This window comes from uncultured Draconibacterium sp., assembly GCF_913063105.1.
GTDB lineage: Bacteria > Bacteroidota > Bacteroidia > Bacteroidales > Prolixibacteraceae > Draconibacterium.
Window position 1 is genome coordinate 104,101 of record NZ_CAJXYQ010000011.1, and the last position, 12,211, is coordinate 116,311.

Sequence of the window (12,211 nt, forward strand, 5' to 3'; positions counted from 1 at the left end):
TGGATTTACCAGCCGATTATTGGATAAGAGTTTTGAAAAATAATTGCTGGGGTTGCAGCTAATGTGAAACCAAATCTTCATCGAGGCACTCAGGCATGCCTTGATAGAAAAAAACCGGACATGAATACGATTGTACCATGTGCACAATTTATGAAAATAATAGTTTGCAGACTATGATATTTTTGATGTTTTATAAAACAGATATCTATCAGGAATTATTCAATAAAATTTCACCATCTTAACGGGCTTTTTGTATAAACCACAAAAATCAGAACGAAAGCCACTAAATTTCGTTCATTTAATGAAACAATTAGGAGACAGAAAAGATGAAAGTATTATTACTTGGCGCCGGAATGGTAGCCAAACCTTTAGCCGATTATTTAATTAACAACCACATATTTTTAACTATTGCCAGCCGAACGCTGGCAAAAGCAGAGCAACTTGTTAATAAACGTGCAAATGCAAAAGCGGTGCAATGGACAGTTGACAACACGAATGAACTGGAAAAACTAATTAAGGCAAACGACCTCACCATAAGCCTCTTGCCCTATAAACACCATGTAAGCGTTGCAAAACTTTGTATTAAGCATAAAAAAAACATGCTTACCACTTCTTACGTTTCAAAAGAAATGGAAGCCCTGAATGCCGAAGCAACAGCTGCCGGAATTGTTATTTTGAATGAGATTGGTGTTGATCCGGGCTTTGACCACATGACAGCCATGCGGATTATAGATAAAGTACAGACTGATGGCGGAAAAATTAAAGAATTTTATTCGCTTTGTGGAGCTTTAGCTGCTCCTGAGGAGGCCGACAATCCATTTCGATACAAATTTTCGTGGTCGCCAAGAGGTGTTATTATGGCCGGAAATAACGGTGCAAAGTATAAGAAAGATGGTAAGGTAGTTGAAATTCCTTCAGAAAAATTATTTAAAAATCCATTAAAAATCAGTTTCCCCGAACTGGGAGAAATGGAAGTATACCCAAACCGCGACTCGCTGCAATACATTAACATATATAATTTACCTCACGTAGAAACCATGTACCGGGGAACCTTCCGCTATCCGGATTGGTGTGAAATAATGGATGCGTTAAAATCGCTGGGCTTGCTTAGCTACCAGAAGCAAAGTTTTGCCGGTAAAACCTATAAAAAAATTATGGCCCGGCAACTTGAAGTTTACCCGGCAAACATAAAAGAAAAGGCAGCAGAACGCTTAGGCCTCTCCATCGACAGCCCCGCAATTTTGGCTATGGAATGGCTGGGCTTGTTTAGCGATTACCTGGTATCGATGGACGAAGGGTCAAACTTTGACCTGACCACCGATTTAATGCTAAAAAAGATGATGTTACCTAAGGGAGCACGCGACATGGTAATTATGCTCCATGCCTTTGTGGTTGAAAATGCCGATGGAAGCAAGCAGGTAATAAAATCAAGTTTGCTGGATTTTGCCACCGAAGAAGACACATCGATAGCGCGCACGGTTGCTTTACCGGCTGCTATCGCCGCAAAAATGATTATAGAGGGTAAAATCTTAGAAAAAGGAGTACTCCGCCCGATAATGAAAACGGTTTACGAACCGGTGCTGACGGCATTAAAAGAAGAGGGAATTGCAATGACCGAAGAATGGGGCTTGCCGGAAAATGAAAAAATAAGCCTGTAATATCCGGTGTGAAGAAGAAAACGTATGAGCACAAAACAACAGCTTTTATCGGCACTGGAGGCCGAACAGGCAGGCGATTGGGACAAAGCTCATGAAATTGTCCAGGTAATGCAGGATAAACAAGCTTTCTGGATTCATGCCTACCTGCACCGCAAAGAGCCTGATGTTGGAAACGCGGCTTATTGGTACCAGCAGGCCAATAAACCTTTTCCGCATTGCAGCTACGATGAAGAGTGGCAGGCCATTTTTAATCACATAAAAAAACTGAAAGAGTAAAACCAACGTTGTTTCTCTTTCAGTCTTTTTATGGCATCACATGCTATTTTACTGCCATGCAAATATCTGATATTAAATCGTTAGGATCGGTTTCGCGCGGATCGTTACGATAAAACTCGATGGGCGAAACCTTTTTGTTTTGTTTAAATTCTTTAGCTCTTTCCATGGCCATAATTGCGCTCCAGCCATTACCCGATAACTCGTAAGGTCCAATGTGTCTTACGGTTTGCATTTTTGTTGCCGGAATAGTTCCCAAAATAAAATCCTGCTCCAAATCACCTGGTGTTTCCTTTACTCCAATTCCGCCGGTATAAACCACTTTATTTTTGTTAAAGTCGAATTTATGATAAATGGTAAACCATTCATCGGTTAGTAGCTCTCCGTTTTCTTTTGCAAAAGCAGCCAGTTTTTCAAAGTCAGCTTCCATTACTTCGCCAACATCATCCAACGAACACGTATTTTTTATACCAATATACTTACAACCGGCATAATCCGATTCGCCTAAAAACTCCAGGTGGGCTGCAACCTTATCGTTTTCAATGTAGTCTTTTAACATCAACAAACCCCGGTCGTAATCCATCCCAATCATTCGCTCCATCATGGTTTTCATCCAAAACATAAAAAAGGGTAACGTACTATGCATGCTCCAGGTAAGCCTGGTGCTATTTTCGGTTAATGCTTCAACAATAAAATCGGTTTTTGCTTTCGATTTCCAGGGCTTTAAAAACAACAAATCATAGTTTATTTCAGTCTCTTTTTCGTTAGCAACACTAATTTCTCCGGAGCCAATACGCTTTCCGTCCCATTCCTGTTTTTTACCGTCTTTTGTAACTTTTACCGTAGCATCGGGTTCAAGTATCAACCAGGGCGACCAATGCCTCCAATGGTTAAAATCAGAAATTATGGTTTTAACTTTTTCAGTACTGGCATTAATTGTAATCGATTTTTCAACGTAAGTTTTTGGCATAATTTGAAGTATTTTAGTTATTAAACCCAATTTCTTTTATAAAGTTTCATTCAGGCCAAAAGGTTCAGTAAGGATGTAATAAAATTTAATTATTGAATTCAGGTGCTCAGATTTTTGTATTTTGCCGTCAATTATTACAAACAATGGAAACCAGCAAAAAAATCTACCTGTTTTTAATCGTTATTACAATAGTTGTGGTGTGCATTTATGCACAGTCAATCATAATCCCTTTTATCCTTGCTATTTTGTTTTGGTTTCTGATCCGGGTAATTAAAAAACTGCTGCTAAGAGTAAAATTTGTAAGCCGTTTACCCAAATGGATTATTTCACTGTTTTCAACACTTGTACTTATTGGCATTTTAGTTTTGGCCGTAACTATGATCTCGAAAAACATACAAATTCTATCGACTACGCTGCCGGTTTATGAGGCCAACATTAATAAAATTGCCCGGCAAATTAATCAGCAATTTGATATTGATGTGTTGGATATGGCAGGCGATTTTGCTAAAGGATTAAATTTTGGAAATATTTTATCGTCGCTTTTTAGCACACTTACCGGTTTATTTGGCAATGCTTTTACCGTACTGCTTTACCTTTTATTTTTGCTGTTGGAGGAGCCTATTTTACCACGAAAATTAAGGGCAATGTACCCCGATAAGGAAAAACACAACCAGGTACGGAAACTGGTTGATAAAATAGACCACTCTATTGGTAACTACATCGCCTTAAAAACCCTGACCAGCTTACTAACAGGTTTTTTAAGTTATTTTGCCTTGCTGTTTATCGGTATTGATGCCCCCCTGTTCTGGGCCTTCCTTATTTTCGTACTCAACTTTATTCCAACCATAGGGTCGCTAATTGCAACAGTATTTCCATCGGTTTTTGCCATTTTGCAGTTTGGTGAATTAACGCCCGGCATTTTGGTTCTATCCATCGTTGGTGTTGTTCAGCTTGTAGTGGGGAACCTTGTTGAGCCTCGCTTAATGGGCAACACTTTAAATATTAGTCCGCTTGTAGTTTTTTTAACCCTGGCTATCTGGGGAGTAATTTGGGGCATCTCGGGGATGTTGCTTAGTGTTCCTATTACAGTTATTCTAATCATTATAATGTCTGAATTTCCGGGCACCCGTCCATTTGCAATTCTGTTAAGCCAACGGGGCACGCTCAACAAATAAAGGCAACACTTGTTAAAAAACTTACTATTGAAAACATATTTATGAAAAAACCACTTGTTTCTCCAAAAAGCGGAGATTCTGATCCTGAATTGCAAGCGTTAATCTTGTTTTACGAGGAGACATTGGGATTTTGTCCGAACAGTGTAAAAACCATGCATCATCGCCCGCGTATTGCCTATGCATTTATTGAAATGAACAAGGCCGTAATGGAAAACCAAGGCAAGGTAAGCAGTGCCTTAAAACGAATGATTGCCTACATTAGCAGCAATGCTGCTGGTTGCAGGTATTGTCAGGCACATGCCATACGAGCTGCCGAACGGTATGGGGCCGAGCAGGAAAAACTTCAGAATATTTGGAATTACCAATCGCATCCGGCTTTTTCAGCAGCCGAACGGGCAGCACTTGATTTTGCTCACGCCGCCTCGGTTATTCCGAACAGTGTTGATGATAAAATTGCTGAAAACCTAAGAGCCCATTGGAACGAAGGAGAAATTGTGGAAATCTCAGGGGTTGTTGCCCTTTTTGGTTATTTGAACCGCTGGAACGACTCAATGGGCACCGAAATTGAAAAAGGGGCTATCGAGTCGGGAGAAAAACTGTTGGGAACAAAAAAATGGACCCCGGGAAAACACACTTACTAAAAACAAATTAATGCATTACTGTACCTTAAACCTTAATTGCTCAGCAAAAGACCGAACGGTGTATTCAAAAGACAAAAACCTGATTTTTGAACAATGCAACGACTGCGGAATCATTTGGAGAGCGCAAGACTCCATTGAAATAACAAAACCTTATGAGCAAGATTATTTCGACTCAAAAAAGTACGAAAATAAGCGAAGCCATAAAGTAAAAAAGTCGGGCTGGCTTATCGACCTGGCAAGAATTCATAATCCCAATATTAATTCCTTGCTTGAAATTGGCTGCTCAATTGGCTATACCCTCGAAGCAGCAGCCCAGCGCAATATTAAGCACCTGGGCATCGATATAAGCACCTTTGCTGTTGAGTATTGTAAAAACAAAGGATTAAATGCCAGCAACCAAACCTTTGAAGAGTTACTTGATGGTAATTACAAATTCGACCTGATATATCAACAACACGTTTTAGAGCATTTTCAGAACCCGTTCAAGGTGTTGCACGATTGCCACAAACTACTAAACACCAATGGCTTAATTTTAATTATGGTGCCAAATTCGAAATATCGCCGTGCTGAAAAAAAACGCAGCAAACACCGGTTTTACAGTAAAAAAGGTGTAGGTGCCGAACATTTTGTGTATTTCGATTACACCAACCTCGAATCTGTTCTTGAAGCCTCAGGTTTTAAAGTGGTTCAGAAAAACTATCCGGTGCTCACCACCTCATTTTTTTCACTCAGTTTTTTTATTAACCGCATTGGCAGGCGCTTGTTGAGTGTTTTTGGCTCCGATCAGGAGATACTCATTATTGCTCAAAAGCAACAATAAAGCTGTCATCTGTCAATATCTATTTCTTTCCTTTTTATCATTTTTGAAGTTTAATTAAAAGAACAATGAAAACATTAGAACAGTTAACACCGCAACCCCTTTTCAGCTATTTTGAAGAAATATGTCAGGTTCCCCGTCCGTCAAAAAAAGAAGAAAAAATAAGGCAATACCTACTCGATTTTGCCAAAGCACACGAACTGGAAGTCGTATGCGATAAAATTGGAAATGTTGTTATAAAAAAACCGGCCAGCAAAGGAATGGAAAATGCGCCAACGGTTATTCTTCAAACTCACATGGATATGGTTTGCGAGAAAAATTCGGATAAAATATTTGATTTTGACAACGACGCCATTGAACCACTGGTTGTTAATGGCTGGGTAAAAGCCAATGGCACTACATTAGGCGCCGACTGCGGCATTGGTATTGCAGCCCAGCTGGCTGTACTAAGTTCTGGCGAGCTAAAACACGGGCCAATAGAATGCCTTATTACCGTTGATGAAGAAACAGGCTTAACCGGTGCTTTTGAGCTGGATAAAAATTTGTTATCGGGCGCTGTTCTTTTAAATCTCGACTCGGAAGATGAAGGGGAAATTTTTATAGGCTGCGCCGGCGGAATTGACAGCCTGGCTACTTTTACCTACCAAACTGAAAAACCGGGAAAAAACACATTGGCACTAAAAGTTGCTGTTTCCGGCTTACTGGGTGGCCATTCAGGCGACGACATACATAAAAACCGCGGTAACGCCAATAAAATCCTGAACCGTATTTTGTGGAACTGGAACCAGAAATTTAGAATTAACCTGGCCGATTTTAATGGCGGCAATCTTAGAAATGCTATTGCCCGCGAGGCCTTTGCAATAATTACCATCGCTACTGAAAACAAAAGTCAATTGCTGGCCTCGTTTAATGAAATGAGCGAAAATTTAAAGGAAGAATTTAAGTTTGCTGAACCGAAATTAAAAATAGATTGCGAGGAAACGACCTTGCCTGAATTGCTTATTGATGCTGCAACAAAAGATAATTTGCTTCATGCCATTTATGCCTGCCCTCATGGTGTTTTAGAAATGAGTTCGCGCATGGAAGGCATGGTTGAAACATCAACAAATTTGGCTTCGGTGAAGTTTACCGATGAGAATAAAATTGTAATTACCACCAGCCAGCGAAGCGAAATTGAAGGGCGGAAATTTTTTGCCGCTGAAATGGTGGAATCGGTTTTTACCCTTGCCGGAGCACAGGTAAAACATGGCGATGGCTACCCCGGCTGGACACCAAATCCCAATTCGGAGGTTTTAAAAACAACCGTGCAGTCGTACAAGAAACTTTTTAATGTTGACCCGATTGTGCGTTCGATTCATGCAGGGCTGGAGTGTGGTTTATTTCTTGAAAAATACCCACATCTCGACATGGTGTCGTTTGGCCCATCCATTCGGGGTGCCCACTCGCCCGACGAGCGATTGGACATTGCCACCACCGATAAATTCTGGAAACACCTGATTGACGTATTGGAAAATATAAAATAACATCCGCTTAGGACATGCGAATGTGAATTCTTAAGGAGCTTTAATTAATTACAAAGCTCCTTTTTTTATTTTTGATTGACGTAGAACGACCGAAGTAAAACATGGCCGGTTAGCTGTTTTGAAGCTTTAGGAATGCGAATTTGTAAAGTATGCTTACGGTTTTTCAGGCCGTTGTCTAAAGTAAATCCCTTTAACTGCAGTTCCTCTGTTTCTGCAGCAAGTTCAATTTCCATCCAGGGTTGACCATCAACGCTGCATTCAATATTTGCTGAATTTTTATTGGTGTAGGCCAACATTCCCACAGCTGTTCCTCTAAACCTGAATTTTATTATTTGTCCATCAGGGCTGCCTTTCAGAATATTCTGCTTTTCGCCACCCATTGGTAGCTCCTGTATGTTCCAACCTTTAATTGGCTTAGGCGGATTTGGAACAATAAACACCGGATGAGGAAAAATAGCTTTATCAACCAGACTGTTTAATTCTGGCACACTTTGGGCCATTAACTGGGTACTAAGGAACATCATAAAAAAAACAACAAGTGTTCGCATGATTTTAATTTTAAGCTGCTGAAGTTACAACTTTAATGCTTCCATTCCACTTTTTTATCCAGGTCGCCTCTTCCTGGCGATGGGTAATCCATCATCACCTCTCCTGCATAAAAAAAGCCAAGGCTCTTCTGGTGTTCACCCAACTCCAGCAGTTCATCAAACAATTCAGTAAATGCCGGTGTTGCCCAAAAAGCAGCCAAATTTAATTCGGTAGCCGTTAGCCACATGTTTTGCACAGCCATCGATACGGCCGCCACCTCTTCCCACTCCGGTATCCTTTCAGCAGTATCGCGCTGTAAAACAACCGCAATTACCACCGGAACACGTTCGAGTGTCGATGCAAATTTTTCAATTTTTTCCAAAGCAACCGGATAGCCCTCTTGTTGCTTATGCAAAAGAATATTTCGAGCCCCGGCAGCTAGTTTAGCTTTGGCTTTGCCCTCGTAAACTTTAAATCGCCAGGGTTCTGTTTTTTTGTGATTAGGTGCCCAGTTGGCACTTTCGAGCAAGGCCTGTATGGTAGCTTTTGGCAAACTTTTTTTCGAGAATAAACGCGGTGGTGTAGCTCTTCGGTTCTTTATTATATTAGCAACTGACATACTTTTTTTGTATTAGATGAATTGAAAACACAACACGCCTTTGCACAAAAAAGTTGACAGACCCGGCTGATTTTACTCCTCGTCCTTGGTATATCCCAAAATTTTAAACATCTCGTCGGCCGATTGCTCGTTGCGGTATACGTAATCGAAAAAATTACCTTTTTCGTCGCGATCGATAATAACATGTTTTGGCGCCGGAATGAGGCAATGCTTTATTCCTCCGTAGCCGCTAATGGCATCCTGGTAGGCACCTGTGTGAAAAAAGCCCAGGTACAATGGCTCTTTATCCTCATCAGCGTACGATGGTAGCAACACTTCCTGGTTAAAGTCTTCAGAGTTGTAATAATCCGAATGATCGCAGCTTATTCCACCAATATTTACACGTTTATATTCGTTGTTCCACTTGTTAATGGGAAGTAAAATAAACTTCTCAAAAATCGACCAGGCATCCGGAATGGTGTTCATCAAACTATTGTTTACGATGTACCAGCATTCCGTGTCGTTTTGTTGTTTTTGTTCAAGTACCTCAAAAATAATTGCCCCACTTTCGCCAACGGTGTATTTACCAAACTCGGTATAAATATCAGGATCTGGCAAATTCTCAGCCTCACAAGCTGTTTTAATGTTCGAAACAATTTCCTTAATCATGTACTCGTAATCGTACTCGAAACCCAGGTGGTTACGTATTGGAAATCCTCCGCCCAAATTAAACGAATCAAGTGTTTCGCATTGTTTTTTCAGGTCAACATATAGTTTTAGTGCTTTCTGAAATTCGCCCCAGAAATAAAGGCTGTCTTTAATTCCTGAATCAACAAAAAAGTGAAGCATTTTCAGCTCAATATTTTTCCTGTCTTTTACGTGTTTTTCAAAAAATTCAGGAATTTTGGTATGCCTTATTCCCAATCGCGAGGTGTAATAAGCCGACTGCGATTCTTCATTTATGGCCATACGGATACCAATTTTAACTTTCTCGCCATTAGCCAGTTTCTCCACGCGTTCCAGTTCGTTTATACTATCCAGTACAATGATATTATTTTTGAAACCAATACGCTGAAGTTCGATAATCTTGGTCAGATACTCCTTCGTTTTATAACCGTTGTGGATAATCTTACGGTTTTTATCAATTTTCTTGTCTTTAAAAAGATGGAGAATTAAATCAATATCGTACGACGAAGAAGTTTCGAGGTTGACATTATGCTTTAAAGCTTCGTTAATAACATGAGAAAAGTGGTTACACTTTGTACAATAGCAGTAGTAGTATTTGCCATTGTAGTTGTTCTTTTTTATAGCCTTGTTAAAAAGGTTACGCGATTTTTTGATTTGTTCTCCAATTTTAGGCAGGTATATAAACCTAAATGGAGTTCCATACTTTTTAATCAGATATTTTAGAGAAATGCCGTGAAAAGTTAGGGTATCTCCTCTTAAATCAAAGCCTTCCTGCGGAAAATAGTAGCTTTGCTCAATCAAATCAAAATAAGTGTTTTTCATCTACGTAACCATAAAAAATTATAAGTGTTTATTGCATTTTGCTTCAAAACGCAAATAAAAATATTTTTTTCGAATAATTCCGGTAAGCAGGAATAAAAACTAAAATAAGCGCCTTTTGATACTCTTTTTTTATATTTCAAGCGCTGTAACATTCAAAAAAATTGTATTTCAGCTTCCTGCGTTTAACCGGCCAAACAACAAAGTTTATAAAGTAAGCGGGCTGCAACATTGGCATCCCACTCTGCATTGCCTGTTTCGCACACATCAAAACCAATAATTCGTCTGCCGCTTTCAAGTACTTTTTTAAATAAATAAATGGCCTGATTAAATTCCAAGCCTCCCGGCACGGGTGTTCCTGTAGCCGGGCATAATTTCGAATCCAGTCCGTCAACATCAAAACTTATGTACACATTACCTGGCAATTCGCTGATTATTTCTTCGCATTGTTCATCCCAGTTTTCGCCTTTGTATTGTTTTTCTTTTAGCTGCTGGTCGAAATAAACTTCAATTCTGTCATTGTTTCTACTTAATTCCACCTCTTCCTCGCAACAATCACGAATGCCAAGCTGCACCAGTCTTTTTATTTCCGGAAGTTGCATGGCGTTATAAAATACTGAGGCGTGTGAGTAGGTGAAACCTTCATAAGCATTTCTTAAATCCAAATGTGCATCAATTTGCAACACACCAAAACGTTCGTATTTTTCTGAAAGGGCTTTTAAATAACCCAGCGGAGTGCTGTGGTCGCCACCAACCAACCCGACCAGTTTCCCTGACTCCAACAATTTTTTTGTTTCGCGGTACACAAAAAAATTCATGGCCTCGCACTGTTGGTTAATTTCGGCCAGTATTTTTTGCATTTCCGGGTTATCCGGAACTTGTCCCCCATTTTCAAGAAAATCGATATATGCCGTAGCTTTGGGTCTCAATTCATGGCGTATTTGCAACACAGCATCGCTAATGGGCTGAAAATAAATACCACGCTTCCAGGCATCTTTTAAGTCCAAATCAAATAAATCGAGTTGTGCTGAGGCTTCCAGTATTTTTGCAGGTGCCAGGGCTGTGCCTTCGCCATACGAAACAGTAACATCCCAGGGTACGGGAAACAATATCACCTCAGCTTTCTTTTCATCAAATGGCAAGCCAATAAAGTTTCCATTTTTCAATCCAACCCCGTTAGGATTAAATTCCTCATTTCCGTATGGTTTATTCATCAAAAAAATGCTTAATTTGTTTCCGTTTTTACAGCGTATATTTATACGAAAGTACAATAATCGAGTGAAATTTTGATGCAATTTTATTAATTGACTAAAGAAAAATGAGTAAAGTTTTAATTATTGGAGCCGGTGGTGTTGGGCGTGTAGTTGCCAGCAAATGCGCCGATAATCCTGATGTTTTTTCAGAAATTCTATTGGCCAGCCGTACAAAGGCAAAATGCGATGTTATTGCCCGGGAAGTAGGCAAAGGCCGGATTAAAACCGCCCGCCTTGATGCGGATAACGTTGCCGAAACCGTTGCGTTAATTAACGAATTCAAACCTGAACTTGTTATTAATGTTGCACTTCCTTACCAGGATCTTCCCATAATGGATGCTTGTTTGGAAACCGGTGTAAATTACCTCGACACCGCCAACTACGAGCCTAAAGATGAAGCCAAATTTGAATACAGCTGGCAGTGGGCTTACCACGACCGCTTTAAAGAAAAAGGCATTATGGCCGTTCTTGGCTGTGGTTTCGACCCGGGAGTTACCAGCATTTATACCGCACATGCGGCCAAACATCATTTTGATGAGATGCACTTCCTTGACATTGTAGACTGTAATGGCGGTGACCATGGAAAAGCTTTTGCTACCAATTTTAATCCGGAAATTAACATTCGCGAGATTACACAAAACGGTCGTTACTGGGAAAATGGCCAGTGGGTAGAAACCAAACCTTTTGAAATAAAACAGGCACTGAACTATCCTAATATCGGAGCAAGAAACTCGTATGTACTGTACCACGAAGAGCTGGAATCGCTTACAAAAAATTTCCCGAGCCTGAAGCGCGCGCGTTTCTGGATGACCTTTGGCGATGAATACCTGACACATTTGCGCGTGATACAAAACATTGGCATGAGCAGAATTGACCCCGTTAACTATAAGGGAGTTGATATAATTCCTCTGGAATTTCTGAAAGAAGTGCTGCCAAATCCGGGAGATTTGGGAGACAACTACACCGGTGAAACATCTATCGGATGCAGGATAAAAGGAATAAAAGATGGTCAGGAAAAAACCTATTATGTTTGGAACAACTGTAGCCACCAAAAAGCCTTTGAAGAAACCGGCACACAGGGCGTTTCGTACACAACAGGCGTACCTGCAATGCTCGGTGCCATGATGGTACTTACCGGCAAATGGCAGGGCAAGGGCGTATTTAATGTCGAGGAGTTCGACCCTGATCCGTTTATGGAAAAAATTGGCGAACACGGACTGCCCTGGAATGAAGAAATTAATGGTGATTTGGAAGTATAACAAGTCAGAC

12 protein-coding genes are annotated in these 12,211 nt (G+C 40.3%); 7 read left to right on the top strand and 5 right to left on the bottom strand.

Going from position 1 to position 12,211, the window contains the following annotated elements; genetic code table 11:
• Window positions 1–326 precede the first annotated feature (326 nt).
• Together QZ574_RS12200 and QZ574_RS12205 are read left to right on the top strand one after the other, a co-directional pair.
• Entirely contained in the window at window positions 327–1,658 is a 1,332-nt protein-coding gene (locus tag QZ574_RS12200; protein ID WP_297089835.1) for a saccharopine dehydrogenase C-terminal domain-containing protein, read from the top strand.
• A gap of 24 nt (window positions 1,659–1,682) precedes the next feature.
• Window positions 1,683–1,934, top strand: coding sequence for a hypothetical protein (locus tag QZ574_RS12205; RefSeq protein ID WP_297089837.1), 252 nt, complete (start codon window positions 1,683–1,685; stop codon window positions 1,932–1,934).
• 43 nt (window positions 1,935–1,977) lie between these two features.
• Here the strand turns inward: QZ574_RS12205 and QZ574_RS12210 are convergent, their stop codons facing one another.
• Window positions 1,978–2,901 (bottom strand): SRPBCC family protein, encoded by a 924-nt coding sequence (locus QZ574_RS12210; RefSeq protein ID WP_297089838.1) that lies wholly within the window; start codon window positions 2,899–2,901, stop codon window positions 1,978–1,980.
• Window positions 2,902–3,044: 143 nt separating this feature from the next.
• On the opposite strand from QZ574_RS12210, the gene QZ574_RS12215 reads away from it, so the two are divergent.
• From QZ574_RS12215 to QZ574_RS12230, 4 genes are all read left to right on the top strand, one after another.
• Window positions 3,045–4,076 carry an AI-2E family transporter gene (locus QZ574_RS12215; protein ID WP_297089840.1) on the top strand — a complete coding sequence of 344 codons (1,032 nt, stop codon included), beginning with the start codon at window positions 3,045–3,047 and terminating at the stop codon, window positions 4,074–4,076.
• 41 nt (window positions 4,077–4,117) lie between these two features.
• Complete coding sequence (locus QZ574_RS12220; protein ID WP_297089842.1) at window positions 4,118–4,717, top strand: carboxymuconolactone decarboxylase family protein; 600 nt, start codon at window positions 4,118–4,120, stop codon at window positions 4,715–4,717.
• A 10-nt stretch (window positions 4,718–4,727) separates the two neighbouring features.
• Window positions 4,728–5,537, top strand: coding sequence for a class I SAM-dependent methyltransferase (locus QZ574_RS12225; protein ID WP_297089845.1), 810 nt, complete (start codon window positions 4,728–4,730; stop codon window positions 5,535–5,537).
• 65 nt (window positions 5,538–5,602) lie between these two features.
• Complete coding sequence (locus QZ574_RS12230) at window positions 5,603–7,057, top strand: aminoacyl-histidine dipeptidase (protein ID WP_297089846.1); 1,455 nt, start codon at window positions 5,603–5,605, stop codon at window positions 7,055–7,057.
• 65 nt (window positions 7,058–7,122) lie between these two features.
• On the opposite strand, the gene QZ574_RS12235 is transcribed toward QZ574_RS12230, so the two are convergent.
• The 4 genes from QZ574_RS12235 to QZ574_RS12250 all read right to left on the bottom strand — a co-directional run bounded on the left by QZ574_RS12235 (window position 7,123) and on the right by QZ574_RS12250 (window position 10,903).
• Window positions 7,123–7,605 (bottom strand): hypothetical protein, encoded by a 483-nt coding sequence (locus tag QZ574_RS12235; RefSeq protein WP_297089848.1) that lies wholly within the window; start codon window positions 7,603–7,605, stop codon window positions 7,123–7,125.
• 32 nt (window positions 7,606–7,637) lie between these two features.
• Complete coding sequence (locus QZ574_RS12240) at window positions 7,638–8,204, bottom strand: nitroreductase (RefSeq protein WP_297089850.1); 567 nt, start codon at window positions 8,202–8,204, stop codon at window positions 7,638–7,640.
• Window positions 8,205–8,276: 72 nt separating this feature from the next.
• A complete protein-coding gene (locus QZ574_RS12245) occupies window positions 8,277–9,692 on the bottom strand; it encodes an arginine decarboxylase (RefSeq protein ID WP_297089852.1) in 1,416 nt (471 codons plus the stop codon).
• A 182-nt stretch (window positions 9,693–9,874) separates the two neighbouring features.
• Window positions 9,875–10,903, bottom strand: coding sequence for an agmatinase family protein (locus tag QZ574_RS12250; protein WP_297089854.1), 1,029 nt, complete (start codon window positions 10,901–10,903; stop codon window positions 9,875–9,877).
• A 104-nt stretch (window positions 10,904–11,007) separates the two neighbouring features.
• Between QZ574_RS12250 and QZ574_RS12255 the strand changes: the two genes are divergently transcribed.
• Window positions 11,008–12,201, top strand: coding sequence for a saccharopine dehydrogenase family protein (locus tag QZ574_RS12255; RefSeq protein WP_297089856.1), 1,194 nt, complete (start codon window positions 11,008–11,010; stop codon window positions 12,199–12,201).
• Window positions 12,202–12,211 lie beyond the last annotated feature (10 nt).